This is a genomic window from Emticicia sp. BO119 (assembly GCF_013912375.1).
Classification (GTDB): Bacteria; Bacteroidota; Bacteroidia; order Cytophagales; family Spirosomataceae; genus Emticicia.
The window spans coordinates 187,925-210,107 of record NZ_JACETV010000010.1; the positions used below are offsets into that span (position 1 = coordinate 187,925).

A 22,183-nucleotide genomic window follows, 5' to 3' on the forward strand; every position below is an offset into this window, starting at 1 on the left:
TTAAAGACATGGAAGACAGATAAATATATGAAAGTTGGAATTGTTATTTTAGCTGCTGGTGAGTCTTCCCGAATGGGTGTTCCTAAACAATTACTGCATATAGATGGGCAGTCATTGATTAAACGTATTACTGAAATGGCTATGGATACCCCATGCTACCCAGTTGTTGTAGTTCTGGGTGCTAACCGCAGCATGATTCGAAAGGAATTAGAACGGATGCCTATTACTATTATTGACAATCCTCAGTGGGAGTCAGGTATGTCAAGTTCAATTAAAATGGGATTAGTCGGGGCATACATGACTTTTAAAGATCTTGAGGCGGTTATTTTTTTAACAGTTGATATGCCATTTGTTTCTGTAGATCTGGTACAGAAAATGATTGCAAAAGCTATAGAGAAATCAGCAGCTATGCTGGAGTCACCAGAAATTGTCGCGTGTAAATATGATGGACAAATAGGAGTGCCAGTATTGTTTAAGCGATGTCTGTTTAACGATTTGCTAGAATTACGCGGTGATAATGGAGCTAAGAAGATTATTTTAGCTAATAAGCAAAAAACTGTAACTATCGACTTTCCTGAAGGAAAAACCGATTTAGATACAATTGATGAGTATAGAAATTTTTTGTCTAATTACAATCAGAACTAATGCAAGCAGTTGGTTATTATATAGCATTGCCCTTTTTATATTTTATTTCTATCTTACCTTTTCCATTACTTTATTTACTTTCTGACTTTTTATACATTATTATTTATTACCTGATAGGGTATAGAAAATCAGTAGTAAGAACTAATCTAAAGAATAGTTTCCCTGAAAAAAGTGAAGAAGAACTGATTAAGATAGAAAAAGCTTTTTTTAAGTATATAGTCGATTTTTTCTTAGAAATGTTGAAATGTCTGACAATCTCGAAAGAGGAATTACTCAAAAGGGTGAGTATTGAAAATCCTGAGGTTGTAGAAGAATTATTTAATAGCGGACAAAATGTCATTGTTTCAACAGGGCATTATGGAAACCATGAATGGATCAATCAGGTTTTACCGTTCATGTTACCTTTTCAAATTAAAACAGTGTATCGTATTCAGCACAATACTTATTTTAACCAATTGTTTCTGGATTTCCGCTCAAGATATGGCGTTGAAATGATTTCGATGAATGAATCGTATCGAAAAATCAATACAAAAGATTCTAAGCCTTTTTTATTACTTTTGGCAAATGATCAGTCAGCACCACCTGACAAGGCCTTCTGGACTACATTTCTTAATCAAGAAACTTCTTTTTTTGCCGGAACTGAGATATTTGCCCATCGTTATAATATACCAGTTGTATATGGCTGTATTAAACGCATCGGCAGAGGGAAGTATAGAGCGGTATTTGATATAATAAGTACCAGACCCAGAGAACTTCCGAAGGGGAAAATTCTGGAAGAACACGCAAAGAAATTAGAAAGAGATATTCGACAAGACCCAACACCTTGGATGTGGTCACATAAACGCTGGAAATACAAGAAAATCAATGGTGAATACATAGATGTAAATTATAAGGAATGAAAACAAAGTTTTTAATCTTACGTTTTTCGTCTATTGGGGATATTATTCTAACAACTCCTGTGGTTCGATGTCTTAAACTTCAATACCCTGACGCCGAAGTCCATTTTGCTACCAAAAAACAATTCAGGGTCCTGGTTGAAAATAATCCTTACATTGACAAGTTTTTTCTGTTAGATGGAACACTTAATTCTTTTATTAGGAATCTTCAGGCTGAAAATTATAATTATGTGATTGATTTGCATAATAATCTGCGTACCTCCATTATTAAATATAGATTGGGTAAGCAATCCTTCCGTTATAATAAACTTAACTTTGAAAAATGGCTATTAGTTAATCTCAAAATTAATCGATTGCCAGATATACACATTGTTGACAGAAATCTGGAGACTATCGAAAAACTACGCATAAGAAACGATAATCAAGGATTAGATTATTTCATTCCATCGGACCAGGAAGTAAATCTTGTAGATATTTTAGAAGATAATCAAACGTTTGTAGCTTATGCAATCGGGGGGCAGCATTTTACTAAAAAACTACCTACTGAAAGAATAATAGAACTTTGCAGTAAAATTAATGAAAAAATTATCCTTTTAGGAGGTAAAGAAGATGAATCAACAGGTGAAATAGTGCAACATACATTGGGTAACAGAATATATAATGCCTGTGGCAAATATAATCTGAATCAATCAGCATCCATCCTGAAACAAGCTCAGTATGTAATTAGCCACGATACCGGTCTTATGCACATTGCCTCAGCACTAAAAAAAAGGATTGTTTCTATTTGGGGGAATACTGTACCCGAATTTGGGATGTATCCTTATCAGACAGAATTCAGTATTATTGAAAATAAAAACCTTTCGTGTCGTCCTTGCTCAAAAATCGGATACGAAAAATGTCCAAAAGGTCATTTTAAATGTATGAATGATCTGGTACTTAATGATATTAAATAGAATCAGGTTAAAATTCTTATATATACCCAATGGTTAATTATAAGTAATTAATTGATGAATTTGAGCATATTGTAGGAGCATAATAGTTTTACCATCTTTTATTTTGCCAGTTTCTATCATTTGATTGGCTTTTGCGAAGTCAATTTCTAAAACTTCAATATCTTCTTCATCAATTACACCACCACCATCGTTAACTTTTTGTTCTTTAGTATATTCTGCTACAAAAAAGTGTAGAATTTCTGTAACCGAACCCGGAGACATATAAGCCTCAAAGACCTTTTGAACATGGCTGATTTTATATCCTGTTTCTTCCTCTGTTTCTCTCTTAATACAGTTTTCGGCATTATCTTTATCTAAAAGCCCTGCGCAGGCTTCAATCAACATACCTGTTTCGTTTCCGTTAACATAGGTCGGCATTCTGAATTGATTCGTTAGTATTACAGTTTTGCTTGTGTTATTATAAAGTAGGATGGTGGCTCCATTACCTCTATCATATGCTTCTCTGCTTTGTTTTTGCCATTCTCCATTTTTCTTTTGCCATTCAAACGTAACTTTACGAAGCACATACCAATTGTCAGATAAAATTTCGATATTTAAATTTCTAACCTTAGTATTCATTTTGATTGTTTTTGAGTTATTTTGATTATTTTTGATCAAATTTATGAAATATTTATGAACTTCCAAGAACGTAAGCAGATAATTATAGAAAAAGTTGAGACAAATGGTAATGTTGATGTTAAAGAATTGGCAGCTTTGCTCAATACTTCTGAAATAACTGTACGAAGAGATTTGGCAATTCTGGCTGAAAAGGGTTTAATTTTCAGAACTCATGGAGGAGCAATGAAACTCAGCCTAAGCTATGACACTATTGACTTTGTCAATAAATCCGCTGTGCGAGGCGAACAAAAAGATTATATCTGCCAGATAGCTGCCTCTTATATCAATGAAGGAGATGTAGTATTTTTAGATTGTGGAAGCACGGTTTATAGAATATGTCCATTTATTCGCAATATGAAAATTAAGGTAGTTACAAACTCTATTCCGATTGTAAATACTTTGCTCAATTCATCAGTCAGTTTGAATTTTGCTGGAGGAGAAATTGATCAAGAGCGTCAGGCAAGTCATGGCAATATTGCTATTGAGCATTTTGCAAGATATAGAGCCGATAAAGCTTTTTTGGGTGTTGATGGTATTTCGGTTAATAACGGGTTAAGTGCTTCAAGCGAAAAAGAAGCTGAAATTTCTACAATCCTTGCGAAATATGCCAAAGAAACTTTTCTTTTATGTGATTCGAGCAAATTTGAAAGAGACAGGTATCTGCCCTTTGCACCAATTGATATGGCTAATTACCTCATTACGGATAATGGCGCTGATGAAACACTTATCAGAAAGTATGAAAGCCTTGGTGTAATAGTAGTCAAATCAAAGGCTTAATACTTTAAGCCTTTGATAAATCTTAAATTTGATTGTTTTGCATCAAAAAATCACAAATACCTTAGCCATTTATTATCGCGGTGAGCAGCTTTATAATTGCTGTACCATTTGCATAAAGGATACAGGCTTACAACAACAAGTAACCAAACTAAATAAACTCCAATTAATTCTAAACCGGAAGGCTGCAGAGGGCGTCCAAACTGAAATGGTCCAAAAACAAAATCCTCGGTACGGAATCCTTGAATATAAAGCATAATAAACATAATTGTGTGAATTATGTACCAATGAATGATATAATAAAAAAGAGGTACTTTTCCATAAACAGATATTATATCAATAAATTTATTTTTCATTCCATCACTAATTGATAGAATAATGAAACTAATCCCCAAAGTAGCCAGTGTATATAAAAGTGAAGGGGGATATTTGTTTAAATTCATAAAAGATAGAAATGTATAAACTGCATCTTTTTGAGGTGTCCAAGGTAATGGGTCCCCGTAGAAATTAAAGAAGCGCAAAACGACGAATAATATTAAAGAACCTATCCCTATTTTTAACAGGGCAACTTTTCTCTGTTTCTGGGGCTTATCAAAAACTATTCCTCCAAAACCATATCCGGCAAGCATAATTCCTAACCAGGGAATAGGAGGGTAGCCAATTGCGAAAGTCGTATTTGGTGTAATCTGAAAAAGTGAAAAACTGAATAATGGAGAAAGAAGTGAAAACGGAGTATTATTAATTGGAAGTAAACCAATTATATTATGGCAAAAAATTATAATTAATCCAATGGTCAGAATAGTTTTAGTAGATAATCTCATTAAAAAAGAAAGAATAACTAATCCCAGACCGATAGCTGCAATTACCTGAAAGAAGAACATTCGGAATCTGAAATCAAACCACAGTGCAAAACCAATCACGGTAAATTCTAAGAAAATTAGCCATAGACCGCGGCCTAAAAGAAATCTTTGACTTTCTTTCAAACCTGCATTCTGATTTTTGTAAGATAAATAAGCTGATGTGCCTGATAAAAATACAAATGTTGGCGCACACAAATGTGTAACCCATCTTGTAAAAAATAACAATGGAGTTGTAACTGCTAAATTAGTAGGATTTATGCCAATGTGTAGTAAATCTCGGCAGTGGTCAAGTGCCATAATAACCATCACTAATCCACGAGTAAAATCAATGGAATTAATTCGTTTCATATAGTAGTAAGATTAGAGTAACAGGTATTTTCAGAAATTATTCAACAAATGACAATGTCTGAATTATTTTTTTGAGAACAAAATCAAAACAGAGTCAGATTACCTCAAAAGAGAAAATTTCTATTTCAATAAAAAAGAGGAATTTTGAGTTGACTTCTCTGTCCCCGAAATGTAGATACTTAAATCAATGCTACAATTAAAAACTGACATTTAGTTTCAATAAAAGTAACTGCTATTATTTGACTACTGGAAACGCCACAATTCTTAGTTTACTGCAACCATAAGGAATTAAAGTAATAGTTTCTGCATCTTCATTTACCTCTCCTAAATATACACCATCGCGTGCTGTAACAGGTTGCCTTGCTACCCCTTCAACAATTTTCCAGCTTGGAATTTTCTTGCCCACTGTCTTTATTTCAATTGGTGCATTCTCACTATTCCATACAAAAGCGTCTGTTTTTGGCTTTATGGTTACAGTTACATTTTCAGGAGTTTTTTGAATAACAGAAAGGGGCAAACCATAATTCCAATCACTTTTAGGTTGAATGTCGTAATAAATGCCTTCTTCTTTAATTTCTTTTTTTGTCCATTCTTCTTTTATTTTTAACGCATACACTAAAGGACCTCTTTCAATTGCACGAGAGTTTTTAGCCCAATTGGTAGTAATTACTTCCATAGGTAATTGTAAAGTTAATTTATCTCCGTTTGTCCAGAATCTTTTGATCTTAATAATTTTCCCACCTTTCTCAGTCTGAAACTTTTTTCCGTTTAGCCATACTATAGCTTCTTTACACCAAGCCGGGATACGGACTTCTAATGGAAAATCAATAGATTTTGGTGTGGTTATGGTAAAGTTAATCTGATCTTCAAATGGATAATTCGTTTCTTCGTCAATAGTTACCACAGTTCCACTACCTACCTTTGCTGTGATAGTACTTGGTGCAAATAATAACGCTGCCAAGCCTTTATCAGGCGTGGCGTACCAAAGATGAGAAGTAAATTTTGTCCAACCTTGATGCATATTTGCAGTACAGCAAGTATAACCTGCATAAGGTCCGAAAACATTGCACATTCCTCTCCAGAATGGCAGAGAAAAATCAAATATCCCTCGGCTTACCTGCACCTGATTAGCTATCTGAAAATATTGCCTTGAATTATAATCGTCTGTGGTTTGTGTGGGCAAAGCATTGTATGTCATTCTTTCAATGGCTTCCATATAAGTTTGGTCTCCGCTAATGCCAATCATTTGTTCTAAGGAAAACATGGTTTCTACTATCGAACAAAGTTCAATTCCCTGCGTAGGATCGTTACCATGTAAATCTTCATCACCAGAATACATTCCATGAGGTAAACCATGCAATGTCATTAAATCGGTCCAGCCAGTTTTCAGGCTTTTTAATAATTCCGGATTTTTTTTGGCCTGGAAATAAATTGCAGGAAGTTTGATACCCATTCCGACGTTAACTGCATGTCTTTCCATCCACTTTTCGTTTGTCTGATTCGCTGCAGCTTGCATAACCCAGTTCCGGTTTCCTAAAAGTTGTGTCCACGGAGTGGTTTGTTGATAAATAATATCTCCTAATTCCAGCAAAAACTTATCTTCAGTAATATTATACAGCCAATAAACTGACATCAGATTATCACCGCCACGTGCTTGTGCCCACTCGGTCCATTTTACTAATGGGCAGGTTTTTAGATTCTGGTACTGATATTTGAAATAATTAGTAAGACATTTAATTACTCTTTTGTCATTAGTAGCAGTATAGTACTGCTGTAAAACCTTAATCATTACCATTTTAGGCCACCAATCCTCTCCTTGCTGGCAGTTCGTAAGTGTTTTACCGCTCCTTTCCTCCTTGGTAATTCCACCTATATAACCATTAGGTCTTTGATTTTCAATTACCCAGTTAACGTATTTTTGTACTTTAATTTTAAGTTCCTTATCATCTAATAAATAGGCCAGTGGTAAAGCGCCATCGAGCCAATATGGTGTTTCTTCCCAGGCATCTCCCTCTCCACCTAACCATCCGTTGTCGTTCATGATTTTTGGATAGTACTCGTCCAAATGACCTGTAGTACCATTCCGCATAATCGTTAATTGATTATGGAGCCAGCCTTTAGGCTTAATTGTTCCCAAAGGCAGTTCTATATATTTAAGTGGGGCAAGCGGTGCTTTATTAGAAATATAGAAAGAACTCTGCGCTTGAATGAGATTAGAAATTAATGAAACTGATAGAAAAAAAAGAATTCTATATATCATGGTTGAGAGGTTAAATATAACAGATAATCAATTTAAATAGGTTTTTATTCAAGCGGTAAGAAAAATACCGTACTCAGGACTTTAAAAGCCTTGAGTACGGTAAAAATAGAAGATTTTTATCAATTCCTATTTACTTACTCTTACTACTTTTGAAAAATCCAGATATCTGTATTTCCCTAATAGACTTTGCTGCAAAGTCAGTTCATACGAACCTCCGGCATAATCTGATTTTGTTGTGATTTTTTCAACTTTCAATTCCGGTAATTCAGGAGTGTTTTTCTCATTCAATAATTCAAAAAAAATACGACCATTCATAGAAGCAGGAATCGGCAAATTATGTAAATGCAAAATTGTAGGAACAAGATCAATATTTGAAGTAGGTAGATTACTTTCATATGCCTTTTTAAAACTTGGTCCTGACGCAATTAAGGCAATATGGACTTCATAAGGACTTAAACTTCCATGACCTGCTACGCCCTTAGCAAAGCTGGTTCCGATGTAACCTTTATCATTCTCATTATCGTTCCAGTTGTAGTCAACAAGAATATCTGAAGCCCTATCAGCATGATTCCAATGAATTACCTCAAAAGAAAGTGTGCCATCAACAGACCCTTTACTATCTCCTGTATTCAAAGCCCTTGTATAAATGCCACCTACCCATTCCTGGGCCTGTAATTTACTTACTATTTGTTGTATTTTGGTTTTATCATGGTTTTGAACATAGATTGCTCCCTCTGAGACTACTACATCTTCACTTTCTTTATTTTGCTTTAACCCTTCTTTAATAAGAAAATCTGCCACGTTTGTTTTCCCGATAAAAGTAGCAAATCCATGATCAGCAGAAATAATAATATTGAAATTATTTGTTAAACCTTTCTGTTCAATATCTCTCAATATGCGTCCAAACTGTTCATCAACAATCCTGATTGATTCCATGGCAAATTCAGAACCAATGCCATATGTATGTGCCGCTCCATCCGGGTCAGAAAACCAGACTGAACTTACCAATGGCCCATCCATTGTAATTCCATATTTCAATATAGCATCTGTAATCCATTTATGTTGCAGCATATTAGGTTTAGGCTTGACACTTTCCGGAACGGGGCCAATTTCTTTCAAAACTTTCTCTTTTAATGATTCCGGCAATATCATACTCGTATTAATTACAGCACCCAAACCTACTTTGTGATTTTGCAATAACGCAGACCCAGTAGAACCGGAGCTGAATACTATCATTTTTTTTCCTGCTTTAGCCAGTATTTCCCCTAAAGAAATGGCGGTCAAAAGGTTGCCATTTTCTGATTCATTGACCTTATTCAGATTTTCTGCTTCTCCGGTATTAAGTCCTTGTTTTTGATCAACTTTTGGAAAATATACTGTATTGCCCATTAGTCCATGAGTTTTGGGGTAACTACCAGTTGAATAAGAAGAGGAATTAACCCGTGTTACTGTTGGAAATACACTATGATGATTTTTGCCATAAGCTCCCTTTTTACTGAAGGCATATAGGTTTGGCATATTCTCAGGTGTAATATAGTCGGGTCTTAACCCATCAAAAAATACGACAAGTGTTCTTAATTCTTTAAGATTTTGTGCTTCTGCATTTTGAATAGTAAGTAAAAGGCATAGGAAGAAAATGATCTTTTTCAGGAAGATTTTTATAGTAGTTTCGTTTCGCATATATATTTAAATAACAAGACGGGATAGTAAAAAAAATTGTTAAGCTTACTACGGTACGATAACCTGTATCAATATGACTATTATAAAAGATGAATTATCTGTTAATTTCATCAAAATCTCCAAGGCCTTCTCTGATTACTTCAAAGTCATCATCAATCGCTAATACGACAGTTGATGGCACAATTCCGCACCATCCACCATCAATAATAATATCTGCTTTGTCTTTATTTTGGTCGTATATTACTTCTATTTCATTCGGATACTCAATAATATCGTCAATATCATCTTTCAAAGAGGTAGTAATAATCGGATTACCTAATCTTTCGATAAGTCGCTGAGGGATTTCATGGTCAGGTACTCTGACACCAATTGTTTTGCGATTGGTTTGCATGATTTTAGGTAGATCGGCAGTAGCAGGAAGAATGAAAGTGAAAGGCCCTGGTAAGGCTCTTTTTAATAATCGAAATGCCGAATTTGATACTTTAGCATAAGTTGAAATATTACTTAAATCATGGCAGACAATAGAAAAGTTATTGTGCTGAGGTTTAATACCTTTAATTTTGCATAGCCTTTCAACGCCTTTTGTACTGAATATGTCACATCCCATCGCATAAACAGTATCTGTAGGATAAATTATAATCCCACCACTTTTCAGACATTCGACAACCTTCCTGATCTTACGATCATCAGGATTGGCCGGAAATATTTCTATAATTTCAGCAGACATTTTATTTATTATTCTGTAGGCAATTTAACTTACCATTCCAATAAAACAAAAAGGTTCAGTGTAAAGTTTACACCTGAACCTTCTCATTTTTTAATTGGGTAGTTTCAATTACTTACTTTTTTTATCCTTCTTATTTTTTGACGCTTGGGCATCAACAGATTTTATGGCATTCATTTCAAAATAATCAACCGTCAAACTTGCCAGTGATTTCATACCTAAGGTAAATCCTGATTCATCTATAAAAAAATCAGGTGTATGATGAGGCGCAGGGCTTGTCTGACCTTTAGGTTTACCGCCCAAGAAGAAAAACAGGCCAGGTACTTTTTGCTGGAAGAAACTAAAGTCTTCAGCACCAGTTTGCACAGGTTGAACATTAACATTCTCTTTACCTGCTATTGTTTCCAAGGTTCCAATCATTTTATCAGTTAAAACAGGATCATTATAAGTGACCGGATAACCAGTGTCAATTTTTACTTCTGCAGTAGCCCCGGCACTTTCGGCAATATTTATAGCAACTTCGTTTATACGGCGATGAACCAGTTGACGCTGTTCTGTGCCAAATGTGCGGATAGTTCCAATCATTTCGAGGGATTCGGGAATAATATTCTGACGGATACCTCCGTGAATTGCCCCGACTGTTACTATAGCAGGATTTTCAGTAATATTTACATTTCGGCTTACGATTGTCTGCAAACCCATCACAATTTGTGATGCGGTTACGATTGGATCAATACCAGACCATGGATTAGCGCCATGGGTTTGCTTCCCTTTCAATTTAATCCCTAATTGATCTACAGCTGCCATTGTAGCACCAGGGCGATAACCGATTTTCCCTACTTCGGTTACTGAACTAATATGTAAACCAAAAATAGCGTCTACTTTAGGATTTTCCATTACGCCTTCCAAAACCATTAGTTCAGCACCAGATTTGCCATCTTTTAATAATTTAGCATCATATACACCTTCTTCAGCAGGCTGAAAAATAAATTTTACAGTTCCGGCCAATTCATTTTTTAAAGATGAGAGTATTTCAGCAACACCCATAAGCATTGCCACGTGTGAATCATGGCCACAGGCATGCATCACGCCGGTTTTCTGACCATTGTACTCTGTCATTACTTTTGACTTAAATGGCACATCAACGCGTTCGGTTACTGGCAGACCATCCATATCTGCGCGAAGTGCTACTACTGGTCCGGGTTTACCACCTTTTAGTATGCCCACAACACCTGTAACACCTACTTTTTCCTGCACCTCAATTCCTAATGAACGAAGATGATCTGCAACAATTTTAGAAGTTCTGAATTCAAGATTCCCCAATTCAGGGTTTTCATGAAAATCACGACGCCACATTACAACTTTCTTTTCTATGGCATCTGCTCCGGCATTAATTTTAGGCTTTAGAGATGACTGTGCTGTAGCTAAACCACAGGAAATGGTAAGAAGACTAAACAATAGATTTCGCATTGATGAAATTTAATTTAGGTATTTTAATTAATTTAAGGTGGTCGGAGAGACTAAATTAAGGATAGAAATTTATAAATCCAAGCTATTTGATTGCCTCATAAACTTCCATCATCCGATCAGTTGATAAAATATCTACACCATTATTGACAAAACCTTTGTAAACATAGTCTCCTTTAGTAATTGCCATTTTATCGAGGTTACCTAAAGTACCTAAGATTGTACAAATACCTTTTTGATGCAAGAAATGATTAAATTCTTTGTTGGGTTCTCTTGTTCCGATAAAAGCAACCATATTTTTATCAGGTATTCCAGCCTGTTGATGCCTTTCATATTCTTTTATATCTCTGACAGTAACAGAAATCATTAGATTGGGATCTAAATCATATACTTTTTTTGCTTGATTGGCATCATATACGATAATCATACAATAGTCTTCTGCATGTGTTTTTTTTACCATTGCTACCACTTTCTCATAAGGAGTATTCCGCTTTACATCTAAACCAAAAATCACTTTATTTTTGCCCCATCTCAACACTTCTTCAAGGGTTGGTATCTTAAAAGTTGTGAGAGTTCCGGCATTATCTCTCAACCTCAAATCTTTTATTTCATCCCAGTTTTTCTCAATAATTTTTCCTCTTCCTGTAGTGGTTCTGTCTAAAGTATTATCATGCATCATCATTAGCATACTGTCTTTTGTTATTTCAATATCACATTCAATGATATTAGGAATTCTTTCGGATAGAAACGCGAAAGATTCAATACAATTCTCAGGGTAACCCGGGATGTCACCACCACCTCTGTGAGATGAAACCATAGGCTTAAAGTTAGGAGTGTATTTTAAGAAATTGATTAAGCCTTGCTTAGGTGTAGGGATATAAGATTTTTGAGGAACGGGATGACAAGCTACAACTAAAATAAATAATATCGGATATAAGAATTTCATCGTAATATTGAAAAAGTAATTGAACGAAAAATTATTGGAAAAACACTAAAGAGTCCTGATTTGTCTGTTTTTTAAAAGTGTTCATGATTCCTTTGGCAGTTAGGAGTCCATTTTTCCCGTAGACCATTAAGCAAACGGTACCTCCGCTACCTCCACCTGTTATTTTAGCCCCATACACACCAGAATTTACTCCTTTTGAATGAGCCATTTCAACAATCAAATCAGTATATTCATTTCCTAAGCCACATTGATTATAACTTTGATGAGATTGATACATTAACTCTCCCATTAATGGCAAAAGTTCCAGGTAGTTTTTTTCAGTGAGGCTTTTCAGCATTTCAATGAAAAATCTTACCCTATGATTCTCATAAATCGGGTGCTCAGTACTTGCTTTGATGTTGTAATAAGTATCTGGTTTAATAACTGCTAAGGTATCAGTTACGACTCCAAAATTATTCAGAAAGTCTCTACCATACATAGAATCAAGACTTTTTGCGTATTTAGCTTCATATTGTGAAGGAGAAATATTGCTAAGGTAACCAGAATAAGGGAGAAGGTGATTTTGAGTACTTATTAAATCATATTTTGACACTCCCTGTTTTTGGGCTATAATTGAAAAACCCATTGAGGCAGCAGTACGAACCTCTCCATAAGAAGCACCACTAACAGCATGGCGCACGCCACTATCTATCCCAACAAAATATAAGTTATCCGGTATTCTGATCCTTTGGTATATTTTATCTGGCTGGCATAAAATAGGAAGTAAATATTTTTCTTTACCAAAGTACGAAGCTAACTGATCCATTAATCCACAAGGAGCACCCACTATCAGGTTTTCAGCTTTTTGTGCTAAAACTGGTAATTCTGTACCGGAAAATTCAATAGAAAATAATTCTCCGATTGCTTTTAATGTGGCCACTTCAATGGCGGCTGAGGAAGAAACTCCCTTGCCAAATGGCACTTCTGATTTAACTAAAATGTCTAAGCCCCCTAATTTTACCTGCTTTTCATTCGTTAAAACCAAAAAACAACCTGCAATGTAGGAAACCCAATCACCTTCATCTATTTTTCTCAGATACTGATTTGCCTCTTTGTAATCCTTTGGTAATTCTTCTAAATCTAAAAATACCTCATTGTTTTGAATTATATCAAGACTTTTAACGCGTAGCTGGTTATAATTTCTATGTCCAATTGTAACGGTTGCTTTCTCTTTAATTGGCATCTGTAATACCATTGATCCAGAGTAATCAGCAATGCCTCCCATTACATCTAAACGACCGGTGGAACTTGCCTGAATCAAATTCTGATTTTCGCCAAAAAAATTTCTTAATTCATTTGAACTATTAGAATTAATTTCCATAGAAAAGTGCCAAAATAAAAGAGATGCTTTTTGTGGCATCTCTTGAGAATGTATAAGTTCTATTATAATTTTTCGATAATGATTGCACTGGCTCCACCCCCCCCATTACAGATAGCAGCCAGGCCGTATTTGCCATTTTTATGATGGAGTACATTAATTAAAGTTGTTACAATTCTTGCACCTGAACAACCTAACGGGTGACCAATTGAGACGGCTCCTCCAAAAATATTTACATTAGCATAAGACAATCCTAACTCTTTGCAAAATACCATTGGCACTACAGAAAAAGCCTCATTTACTTCAAAAAAATCTATATCGCTTATATTTAATCCTGCTCTTCTCAACGCTTTCTGAGCGGCAAATACCGGAGAGGTGGTAAACCATTCAGGCTCCTGCTCTGCATCAGCATAAGCAATGATTCGGGCAATAGGATTTAACTCAGATAATTGAATAGCATCTGAGGAACTTAGTACTAAGGCGGCCGCTCCATCATTAATGGTTGAAGCATTCGCAGCAGTTACTGTACCATCTTTAGTGAAAACTGGTTTTAAGGTAGGAATCTTCTCAAAAATCACATTTTTATATTCCTCATCCTGATTCACTACTTTTATATTCCCTTTTTTATCTACGACCTCAACCGGAGTTACTTCTCTTTCAAAGTATCCTTTTTCCCATGCGTCTGCTGACCTTTTATACGATTGTATAGCATATTCGTCCTGCTCCTGACGGCTGATATTATATTTTACAGCGGTAGAATCACCGAAGCATCCCATGGCTTGTGGTTGATAAGCATCGGTTAAACCGTCTTTGGCTAAACCATCAATCAACACGCTATTGCCATAGCCGTAACCATAGCGAGCCTTTTCAAGATAGAAGGGAATCATAGACATATTTTCCATTCCACCAGCAACTACCAATTGATTTTCACCTAATTCAATTGATTGGCTACCAAAAATTATAGCTTTCAGGCCGGAAGCACAAACTTTATTAATTGTAGTTGTATTGGTGTTTACAGATAAACCACCGTGAATGGCTGCCTGGCGAGCTGGTGCCTGACCAATATTAGCCTGACAAACATTACCAAAAAACAATTCATCAATTTGATTTGGGTCAACATTAGCCTTTTTTATTGCTGCCTTGATGGCTGTTGCACCTAATTGCGGAGCAGGAACAGTAGATAATGAACCTCCGAAACTACCAATTGGGGTTCTTACAGCAGAAATGATATAAGCCTTTTCCATTTGATGTGAATTAAAATAAAACTGTTACAGGATACCCTGTAACAGTCAAACAAAATATCTTTAAACTTAATTTCACCAACTTTTCTTCTTGTGACCACTGATGGCGTAATACAAAATAAACAAATAAAGCGGAATCATTACCGAATAGGCTTGTTGAGGGCTCTTGATCGCATCCGCTACCGCCCCATAAACTAATGGAAGGATGGCCCCACCAGCAATCATCATGATTAACCATGCCGAAGCTATCTTAGTAAATTTACCTAAACCATCTATAGCCAGAGGCCAGATAGCCGGCCACATAATAGCATTGGCTAAGCCTAAAATTGCAATGCAAATTACAGACGTGAAACCGCTTGTAAATAATGCCAAAACAGTAACTACTACGCCCAAAATAGCAGACAATTTTAGCCAGGTTTGCTGAGAAACATACTTTGGAATCAAGAAAATACCTAAAACATAGCCTAACATCATTAGCCATAAGGTATAAGTACCAAACTGACTTGCCTCTTCTTGAGGAAAACCTAATGAAATACCGTAACTAATAATTGTATCACCTGCAATTACTTCTACACCTACATAACAAAATAAGGTAATAAGCCCTAAAACGAGATTAGGGAAGTCGAATACACTTGTTTTGCTACTGAAAGATTTTTCATCAATTCCCTCCTGTTCCTCACTTACTTCAGGTAAGCCTTTGGACAATTGAATTAATACTGCCAGAATAATGAGGACTCCAGTTAAAATTAAATATGGAACCACAACTTTATCTAAGTGATCGGCAGCTGATGCTGCCACGGCCCCTCCAGCTAACAAAATACCTCCAAAAACCTTCTGACTGATAATTCCCGCTGTTTTATTAGCAATTCCCATAAAACTTATTCTTTGAGCAGCGCTTTCTCTTGGGCCAAGGATTGTTGCATATGGGTTAGAAGCAGTCTGAAGGAGTGTGAGACCAATACCAATAGTAAATAAGCCAACTAAGAATAAGGGATATGATTCTGACTTGGCTGCCGGAACAAAAATCAGAGTACCAATCGCCATTATCCCCAAGCCTAATGACATTCCTTTTTTAAAGCCAACTTTTTTTAATACAAAAGATGAGGGAATAGCCATAATAGTATAAGAGATGAAAAAAGCAAATGTAACGAGGTATGAACTGGTATTGCTTAACCCAAATGCCTGTTTGAAAAAAGAAATGAGTGTTCCGTTTACCCAAGTGACAAATCCAAATACAAAAAATAGAATGCCAATCAGAAAAAGGGGACCAAGGTAGCTTTTGTTATTTTGTTCCATATTGATAGGGTTAAGAAATCAGTTTGCTGATTTATAAGTTAAATATGTTTAGGTTGTACTTATTTTTAATAATCGTCGTTTAATCCGAATGTTCTTTTTCTTGTGCGCCACTTGCCTCTTGTAAAGTCAGGTATTTCGACTGGAGAACTGCCTCTGGCAATAGATAATTCAGAAAGTGGGCTAATTGCACTCCAGGCAGCTGCATCATAAACATCAATTGGCGGAGCAACTTTTCGTTTAATTGATTCAATAAAGGCTCTGATAACAAAAAAGTCCATCCCACCGTGCCCGGCATTTACAGCATCCTGTTCAAAACGTTTCCATAATGGGTGGTCATATTCTTTTGCGTATTCTGCAAAAGGTTCCCATGTGTCGTGCTTTTTAGAAGTACCTTCTAAATAAATCTGGTTTCCATCATTCATCCAGATTCCTTTAGTGCCTTGAGCTCTAAAACCCAAGGAGTATGGGCGAGGGCTATTTGTATCATGAATGATCACAATATTCTCACCATTGGCGCATTGAATGGTGGTGGTAACGATATCACCTAATTTGAATTTTACTTTTGCATTCGGGTGATTCTCTCCACCATTTTGTACGATATAATTATGCATTCCACGAGATTTGGTGGCCATTGAAGTCAAATACAAAAACTGGTTTCCATAATTAATATCCATCCAATGTGCCACTGGCCCTAAGCCATGTGTTGGGTATAGATCTCCATTTCTGTCTACTGAATGTTGTGTTCTCCATCGTGCCTCACTAAATCCTTTTTCTCCAAATTCAACTCCTTTTCCATACGCCGTTTTACCATCGTTCAGTTTTACGAAACGTAAATCATGCTGATAGCCACAATGTCCATAAAGCATTTCGCCAAACATACCTTTTCTTACCATATTCAGGACAGCCATAATGTCTCTTCGATAGCAAACATTTTCTAATATCATGCAATGCGAGCCAGTCTGCTCAAAGGTATCAACTAAATCCCATGATTCTTGTAAAGTAACGGTAGCAGAAACCTCAACTCCTGCATATTTTCCTGCTTTCATGCTTGCAACCGCCATTGGTACGTGCCATTCCCACGGGGTGGCAATCACAATACCATCTAAATCATCTCTTTTCACCATGTTCTCAAAATCTCTTTCGCCATTGGTGTATGCTACAGGGTTAGTTTTATTGAATTTCTGAAAAATTTTATTAGCCTCGGCAATTGAATTTTTATCAATGTCGCATATAGCAGGTACTTCTACGTCCGGACGATACATCACCTGTTGAAGATGGGTTCTGCCCCGAAGACCTACTCCAATAAAGCCTAATCTCACCTTCTTATCTTCATTAGGGTTCTTTTTTGCAATAAATGGAATGCTTGATGTAGCCAAGCTTGCAGAAATAAAGTCGCGTCTATTCATAGTATGGTTAAGAAAGATTTTTTACAAAAAAATAGACTTATTACACAATTTCAAAAGTTTAGAGTATAAATATTATTTTATTCCTATCGCAATCTCTTATTTTTGTTTATAAATCATAGATAAAATTTGATGATTGATAAAAATAAAAAACCGGACTATAAGCATTTGTCTATTGATGAAATAGGAGAAAATCATTTTTCAACTAATCTGGAAACACCTATTCGCGAAGACGCCTTCGAATTAGATGACGAAACAAAGATTGAAATGATTGAAGCCCATTTCAGGGAAATTATGTACATTTTAGGTCTTGACCTTTTAGATGAAAGTTTGAGAGGTACACCAAACAGGGTTGCAAAAATGTATGTAAAAGAAACCTTTTCAGGTCTAAATCCTGAAAATAAGCCTACTATGACGCTTTTTACTAATGATTATCATTACAATGAGATGTTAGTAGAAAAGAATATTCAGTTTTACTCTAACTGTGAGCATCATTTTGTTCCGATAATTGGTAAGGTTCATGTTGCGTATATATCAAGTGGTAAAGTAATTGGTCTTTCTAAACTTCATAGGGTAGTGAATTATTATGCGCGCCGTCCGCAAGTACAAGAGCGTATGACAATGCAAATAGGGATTGCGCTTAAATCTGCTTTAATGACCGAAGATGTTGCAGTGATCGTAGATGCCGATCATCAATGTGTTTCATCGAGAGGTGTAAGCGATCAGACAAGCTCTACAATTACAGCTTTTTATGGTGGGGTATTCAGAGAAGAAGAAAAAAAGAATGAATTCCTTAAAGTTTTAAGTCTTTAATTGTTGCCATTTTAAAGAAATATGGCCGCTCGATAAATAGAGGGTAGAATAATTTGGAGTAGAAAAAAACATTTTTTAGATTGCTGTCATATTCTAACTTATTTACTGCCAGTTATTTACTTCCTTAGTATCATGAAAAAAACTTTACGAATCGTTGGCTACATCCTTCTTTTTGTTGTGGTAGCCGTTGGGATTTTATTATCCTATGTGAAATTTGCACTACCTGATATTGATATTCCTAAAGACCTCCATGTAGAAGCCACCCATGAAAGAATTGAAAGAGGTAAGTATCTTGCCTATCATGTGACTGTTTGTATGGATTGTCATAGTGCCAGAGATTACAGCCTTTTTTCAGCTCCTTTGATTGAAGGGTCAGACGGAAAGGGTGGTGAAGTTTTTGATCAGCGATTTGGTTTTCCGGGGAAATTTATTGCAAAAAATATTACCCCATTCAATCTGAAAGAATGGTCCGATGGAGAAATCTATCGTGCAATCACTTCTGGAGTTAAAAAAGATGGTACACCAATTTTTCCAGTCATGCCATATGCATATTACGGAAAGATGGATAGAGAGGATATTTACTCTATTATTGCATTTTTGCGGACTTTGAGGCCAATAGAAAATATAACAGAAGAACCAAAGGCAGATTTTCCAATGAATTTTATTTTGAATACTATTCCGGTAGAAGCGAATCATGGGAAAATCCCAGATACGAAAAACGAAGTGGAATATGGTAAATATCTGGTATTTAGTGCAGGGTGTTTTGAGTGTCATACTAAACCTGACGATAAAGGAAAGAAAATAGAGGGAATGGATTTTGCGGGTGGCTGGTCGTTTAATATAGGTGACGGCAAAACTGTAACTTCCGCAAACATAACTCCCGATAAACAGACTGGTATTGGCAATTATAGCAAAGAAGCATTTATTACCAGATTTAAGACTTATGCCGATAGTACTTATCAAGCACACAAAGTTGGAAAAGGGGAGTTTAACACCATTATGCCCTGGATGATGTATGCCGGAATGACTGAAAACGATTTAGGTTCAATCTATGAATATTTAAAAACTGTAAAACCAATTAAAAACCCAATTGAGAAGTTTGTTTATAAACCAGTAGAGATTTTAAGTTTGAAATAAAATGTTCTGTTTGAAGAAGGGTATTTAAGAGATGCATTTATTAAAGACTTAAAAACTGTTTGAGTTAATCTTATTGAACAAAAATCGACTTTTTTCATTTAATAAGATTAACTCAAACAGTTTCTTAAAATTATGTATTAATGTTTACAAATCTGGGTTGGGCTTGGAGAAGTTTTTTGAACTTCTTAAGGCCAGTTTATTTATTATATTAGTATGTAAGATTAATTTCAATTTTAACTTATGTCAAATAAAATTTCTACAAATATTTCCTACAGAATTACCATTTATCCATAAAAAAGTTCGTAGGTTTCGGCAAGCAAACTACATTTGGTTCATTATTTTAACTAAACCTTCAAATCCTATGAATGCTATAATTATTCTTGTTGTAGTAATAGTTGTTCTTTATCTCTCAGTGGTAATTGTTCAGCAAGGAAACGTGGCTGTTATTACTGTATTCGGTAAATACCAACGTATCATGACACCAGGTCTTAATTTCAAAATTCCATTTATCGAATATGTTTTTCGTACAATTTCAATTCAAAACCGCTCTGCCGAATTACAATTTCAAGCCATCACAAATGATCAGGCTAATGTGTACTTTAAAGCCATGTTGCTTTATACAGTAACTGACCAACAGGAAGAATCAATCAAAAATGTTGCCTTTAAGTTTATTGACCAGGCAAATTTTATGCAAGCTTTGGTACGTTCAATCGAAGGATCAATCCGTAGTTTTGTAGCAACAAAAAGACAAGCCGAAATTTTAAGCTTACGAACAGAAATTGTACTGGATGTAAAAGAAAATCTTGACCATATTCTTTTGGGGTGGGGTTACCATTTGATTGATTTGCAAATTAATGATATAACTTTTGATGAGGAAATCATTCGTTCAATGGCAAAAGTTGTTGCTTCCAGTAATTCAAGAGCGGCAGCTGAAAATGAAGGTCAGGCGTTATTAATTACTAAGACCAAGGCCGCTGAAGCTGAAGGTAACTATATCCGTATCCAAGCGGAAGCAGAACGTGAAGCATCAAGGCTGAGAGGTCAAGGTCTTGCTCAGTTTAGAGAAGAGGTAGCAAAAGGGATGGCTGTTGCAGCAAAAGAAATGGAAAAAGCAAATTTAGATTCTTCACTAATCCTGTTTTCTCTTTGGACGGAATCATTGAAACATTTTGCTGAGGAGGGTAAAGGCAACGTTATTTTCCTGGATGGCTCTGTAGATGGAATGGAAAGAACAATGAAGCAAATGATGGCAATGCAGCAAGTTGATTCAAATGCTAAAACTATATCAAAAAAATAATGATTTACGATATTTTCTAAAAATGGGTTTAACCCATTTTTAGAAAATATCGTAAATCAATTTCATGCCTATTCCAATAAATACAATACCCGAAATATATTTTACTCGTTGAATGGTTAAATTGTTCATCCTGTTTTTTATTTTGTCAGCAAAAACCGCAAATGCTGATTCCATAACAAATATCATAATTATACAGGTAGTGAAAAAGGCAGTTTCGTCATAAATATCATATTTATATCCTTTTAAAGTGGCAGAAACTACCATCCATGATATAAAGTTGACAGGGTTAATAACATTAAGTAAAAAACCTTTCCCAAAAAAATAAAAAAAACGGGCAAGTTTAAAATCCTGAATTGTTGTAGGTGGCTTTGTATTGCTGAATTGAGCTATACCTAAGCCTACTAATAATAAGGATCCGAAAACACGAGAGTAAGTAGCAAAATGTGGAATATCTGGTAAGAATGAAGTGCCTACATAAGCAATAACTATCATTATAATATCTCCGAAGATAACACCCAGAGATATTTTTACTCCAGCCAGATAGCCGTAGTCAATACTATTCTGAATTAATGCAAAGAATACACTTCCAAATCCGAAACTTAATACCACTCCTGTAAAAAATCCTAAGGAAATCGCTTCAAGCATATTGGTGTGAAATGTTTTTAAATATTACAAAAGATTTTGGAACCTTAATATCATGGTTTTTAATATTCCGGCAACACTTATTGAATCTGTAATCTTATCTGATAATACCATTTGATAAGCCTCCTTAATTGGTATTTTTCTGATTTGTAATTGCTCGGTTTCTTCAGGCTGGCTTTGCGTTTGAGTTAGGTCTTCGGCCAAATAGATATAAGCCACTTCTTTGCAAACAGAATTTGATGTGTGAAGCTTGGAGAGTATTGTCCATTTTTGCGCAATCAAACCGGTTTCTTCTAAAAGCTCTCTCTTTGCACTTTGCAATGTATCTTCACCTTCTGGACTTCCTCCCTCAGGTATTTCCCAGGAATATTCCTCGAGTGGAAATCGATATTGACCAACTAACCAGGTATTACCATCTTTGTCAATAGGGACTATTCCAATTGCAATATTTTTGAAATGGACAGAACCGTAAATTCCTTTGCCTCCATTAGGATTCAGGACATTCTGATGGTAAACTTTTATCCAATTATTCTCGTATTTTACCTCTGAGTCGAGGACTTTCCAAGGGTTATTATTTTCATTCATTTTGCGAAATTATAATATTTTGCCCAAGGTTAAAAATTAAGCGAAAGATTCCACAAATTAAGAAAAACTTAAGAAATAAATTTTATTCTGAACTATATAAAAGGGTAATTCCTTATCATGCATTTCCAAGGTAAAAAAAGATACTTATTATGTATAATTTTTTTGTTACTTTTTATCAATTTAAAACGTTTGCATAGATTTT

20 protein-coding genes are annotated in these 22,183 nt (G+C 35.4%); 7 read left to right on the plus strand and 13 right to left on the minus strand.

Translation table 11 applies throughout. The features are described 5' to 3' along the window. Positions 1-27: 27 nt before the first annotated feature. The 3 genes from H1R81_RS24650 to H1R81_RS24660 are packed head-to-tail and all read left to right on the plus strand — an operon-like array spanning position 28 to position 2,494. Positions 28-645 (plus strand): NTP transferase domain-containing protein, encoded by a 618-nt coding sequence (locus H1R81_RS24650; RefSeq protein WP_181843418.1) that lies wholly within the window; start codon positions 28-30, stop codon positions 643-645. Further along, entirely contained in the window at positions 645-1,544 is a 900-nt protein-coding gene (locus tag H1R81_RS24655) for a lysophospholipid acyltransferase family protein (RefSeq protein WP_181843419.1), read from the plus strand. The genes H1R81_RS24650 and H1R81_RS24655 overlap by 1 nt, the downstream gene beginning before the upstream one ends. After that, positions 1,541-2,494, plus strand: a complete 954-nt coding sequence (locus H1R81_RS24660; RefSeq protein ID WP_181843420.1) for a glycosyltransferase family 9 protein — start codon at positions 1,541-1,543, stop codon at positions 2,492-2,494. Before H1R81_RS24655 ends, H1R81_RS24660 begins: the two co-directional genes overlap by 4 nt. A gap of 33 nt (positions 2,495-2,527) precedes the next feature. Here H1R81_RS24660 and nudK read toward each other — a convergent pair whose 3' ends face one another. After that, the gene (nudK, locus tag H1R81_RS24665; protein ID WP_181843421.1) at positions 2,528-3,112 is read right to left on the minus strand and encodes a GDP-mannose pyrophosphatase NudK; all 585 of its coding nucleotides are present in this window, start codon (positions 3,110-3,112) and stop codon (positions 2,528-2,530) included. Positions 3,113-3,166: 54 nt separating this feature from the next. Between nudK and H1R81_RS24670 the strand changes: the two genes are divergently transcribed. Beyond that, positions 3,167-3,928: a DeoR/GlpR family DNA-binding transcription regulator gene (locus H1R81_RS24670; protein ID WP_181843422.1), complete on the plus strand. Its 762-nt coding sequence runs from the start codon at positions 3,167-3,169 to the stop codon at positions 3,926-3,928. 50 nt (positions 3,929-3,978) lie between these two features. Here the strand turns inward: H1R81_RS24670 and H1R81_RS24675 are convergent, their stop codons facing one another. The 10 genes from H1R81_RS24675 to H1R81_RS24720 form a co-directional block, all read right to left on the minus strand. Further along, complete coding sequence (locus H1R81_RS24675; RefSeq protein WP_181843423.1) at positions 3,979-5,133, minus strand: DUF1624 domain-containing protein; 1,155 nt, start codon at positions 5,131-5,133, stop codon at positions 3,979-3,981. Positions 5,134-5,368: 235 nt separating this feature from the next. Continuing rightward, a complete protein-coding gene (locus H1R81_RS24680) occupies positions 5,369-7,393 on the minus strand; it encodes a beta-L-arabinofuranosidase domain-containing protein (protein WP_181843424.1) in 2,025 nt (674 codons plus the stop codon). Between the two features lie 126 nt (positions 7,394-7,519). Beyond that, positions 7,520-9,073 (minus strand): alkaline phosphatase family protein, encoded by a 1,554-nt coding sequence (locus H1R81_RS24685; protein WP_181843425.1) that lies wholly within the window; start codon positions 9,071-9,073, stop codon positions 7,520-7,522. Positions 9,074-9,167: 94 nt separating this feature from the next. Next, positions 9,168-9,800 (minus strand): L-threonylcarbamoyladenylate synthase, encoded by a 633-nt coding sequence (locus H1R81_RS24690; protein WP_181843426.1) that lies wholly within the window; start codon positions 9,798-9,800, stop codon positions 9,168-9,170. A 108-nt stretch (positions 9,801-9,908) separates the two neighbouring features. Then, positions 9,909-11,267 (minus strand): amidohydrolase, encoded by a 1,359-nt coding sequence (locus H1R81_RS24695; RefSeq protein ID WP_181843427.1) that lies wholly within the window; start codon positions 11,265-11,267, stop codon positions 9,909-9,911. Between the two features lie 82 nt (positions 11,268-11,349). Beyond that, positions 11,350-12,210 carry a glycerophosphodiester phosphodiesterase family protein gene (locus H1R81_RS24700; protein WP_181843428.1) on the minus strand — a complete coding sequence of 287 codons (861 nt, stop codon included), beginning with the start codon at positions 12,208-12,210 and terminating at the stop codon, positions 11,350-11,352. Positions 12,211-12,241: 31 nt separating this feature from the next. Further along, positions 12,242-13,570: a GHMP kinase gene (locus H1R81_RS24705; protein ID WP_181843429.1), complete on the minus strand. Its 1,329-nt coding sequence runs from the start codon at positions 13,568-13,570 to the stop codon at positions 12,242-12,244. 62 nt (positions 13,571-13,632) lie between these two features. Further along, entirely contained in the window at positions 13,633-14,811 is a 1,179-nt protein-coding gene (locus H1R81_RS24710; RefSeq protein WP_181843430.1) for a thiolase family protein, read from the minus strand. 72 nt (positions 14,812-14,883) lie between these two features. After that, positions 14,884-16,104, minus strand: coding sequence for a sugar MFS transporter (locus tag H1R81_RS24715; protein ID WP_181843431.1), 1,221 nt, complete (start codon positions 16,102-16,104; stop codon positions 14,884-14,886). A 65-nt stretch (positions 16,105-16,169) separates the two neighbouring features. Then, a complete protein-coding gene (locus H1R81_RS24720; RefSeq protein ID WP_181843432.1) occupies positions 16,170-17,510 on the minus strand; it encodes a Gfo/Idh/MocA family protein in 1,341 nt (446 codons plus the stop codon). 129 nt (positions 17,511-17,639) lie between these two features. Here H1R81_RS24720 and folE point away from each other — a divergent pair, with 129 nt between their 5' ends. From folE to H1R81_RS24735, 3 genes are all read left to right on the plus strand, one after another. Further along, entirely contained in the window at positions 17,640-18,320 is a 681-nt protein-coding gene (folE, locus tag H1R81_RS24725) for a GTP cyclohydrolase I FolE (RefSeq protein WP_181843433.1), read from the plus strand. Positions 18,321-18,452: 132 nt separating this feature from the next. Then, complete coding sequence (locus H1R81_RS24730; protein ID WP_181843434.1) at positions 18,453-19,457, plus strand: c-type cytochrome; 1,005 nt, start codon at positions 18,453-18,455, stop codon at positions 19,455-19,457. Between the two features lie 361 nt (positions 19,458-19,818). Further along, positions 19,819-20,754 carry an SPFH domain-containing protein gene (locus tag H1R81_RS24735; protein ID WP_181843435.1) on the plus strand — a complete coding sequence of 312 codons (936 nt, stop codon included), beginning with the start codon at positions 19,819-19,821 and terminating at the stop codon, positions 20,752-20,754. Between the two features lie 39 nt (positions 20,755-20,793). Here H1R81_RS24735 and H1R81_RS24740 read toward each other — a convergent pair whose 3' ends face one another. Both H1R81_RS24740 and H1R81_RS24745 read right to left on the minus strand, forming a co-directional pair. Then, positions 20,794-21,399: a LysE family translocator gene (locus tag H1R81_RS24740; RefSeq protein WP_181843436.1), complete on the minus strand. Its 606-nt coding sequence runs from the start codon at positions 21,397-21,399 to the stop codon at positions 20,794-20,796. Between the two features lie 24 nt (positions 21,400-21,423). Beyond that, complete coding sequence (locus tag H1R81_RS24745; RefSeq protein ID WP_181843437.1) at positions 21,424-21,981, minus strand: NUDIX hydrolase; 558 nt, start codon at positions 21,979-21,981, stop codon at positions 21,424-21,426. Between the last annotated feature and the right edge of the window lie 202 nt (positions 21,982-22,183).

Excerpts from the sequence above, each read along its gene's own strand:
- H1R81_RS24730 (WP_181843434.1), top strand. The coding sequence starts at position 18,453 with ATGAAAAAAACTTTACGAATCGTTGGCTACATCCTTCTTTTTGTTGTG.
- H1R81_RS24675 (WP_181843423.1), bottom strand. The coding sequence starts at position 5,133 with ATGAAACGAATTAATTCCATTGATTTTACTCGTGGATTAGTGATGGTT.
- H1R81_RS24655 (WP_181843419.1), top strand. The coding sequence starts at position 645 with ATGCAAGCAGTTGGTTATTATATAGCATTGCCCTTTTTATATTTTATT.
- H1R81_RS24695 (WP_181843427.1), bottom strand. The coding sequence starts at position 11,267 with ATGCGAAATCTATTGTTTAGTCTTCTTACCATTTCCTGTGGTTTAGCT.
- H1R81_RS24700 (WP_181843428.1), bottom strand. The coding sequence starts at position 12,210 with ATGAAATTCTTATATCCGATATTATTTATTTTAGTTGTAGCTTGTCAT.
- H1R81_RS24715 (WP_181843431.1), bottom strand. The coding sequence starts at position 16,104 with ATGGAACAAAATAACAAAAGCTACCTTGGTCCCCTTTTTCTGATTGGC.
- H1R81_RS24685 (WP_181843425.1), bottom strand. The coding sequence starts at position 9,073 with ATGCGAAACGAAACTACTATAAAAATCTTCCTGAAAAAGATCATTTTC.
- H1R81_RS24735 (WP_181843435.1), top strand. The coding sequence starts at position 19,819 with ATGAATGCTATAATTATTCTTGTTGTAGTAATAGTTGTTCTTTATCTC.
- H1R81_RS24680 (WP_181843424.1), bottom strand. The coding sequence starts at position 7,393 with ATGATATATAGAATTCTTTTTTTTCTATCAGTTTCATTAATTTCTAAT.
- H1R81_RS24710 (WP_181843430.1), bottom strand. The coding sequence starts at position 14,811 with ATGGAAAAGGCTTATATCATTTCTGCTGTAAGAACCCCAATTGGTAGT.
- H1R81_RS24720 (WP_181843432.1), bottom strand. The coding sequence starts at position 17,510 with ATGAATAGACGCGACTTTATTTCTGCAAGCTTGGCTACATCAAGCATT.
- H1R81_RS24670 (WP_181843422.1), top strand. The coding sequence starts at position 3,167 with ATGAACTTCCAAGAACGTAAGCAGATAATTATAGAAAAAGTTGAGACA.
- H1R81_RS24650 (WP_181843418.1), top strand. The coding sequence starts at position 28 with ATGAAAGTTGGAATTGTTATTTTAGCTGCTGGTGAGTCTTCCCGAATG.
- H1R81_RS24745 (WP_181843437.1), bottom strand. The coding sequence starts at position 21,981 with ATGAATGAAAATAATAACCCTTGGAAAGTCCTCGACTCAGAGGTAAAA.
- H1R81_RS24705 (WP_181843429.1), bottom strand. The coding sequence starts at position 13,570 with ATGGAAATTAATTCTAATAGTTCAAATGAATTAAGAAATTTTTTTGGC.
- H1R81_RS24660 (WP_181843420.1), top strand. The coding sequence starts at position 1,541 with ATGAAAACAAAGTTTTTAATCTTACGTTTTTCGTCTATTGGGGATATT.
- folE (WP_181843433.1), top strand. The coding sequence starts at position 17,640 with ATGATTGATAAAAATAAAAAACCGGACTATAAGCATTTGTCTATTGAT.
- H1R81_RS24740 (WP_181843436.1), bottom strand. The coding sequence starts at position 21,399 with ATGCTTGAAGCGATTTCCTTAGGATTTTTTACAGGAGTGGTATTAAGT.
- nudK (WP_181843421.1), bottom strand. The coding sequence starts at position 3,112 with ATGAATACTAAGGTTAGAAATTTAAATATCGAAATTTTATCTGACAAT.
- H1R81_RS24690 (WP_181843426.1), bottom strand. The coding sequence starts at position 9,800 with ATGTCTGCTGAAATTATAGAAATATTTCCGGCCAATCCTGATGATCGT.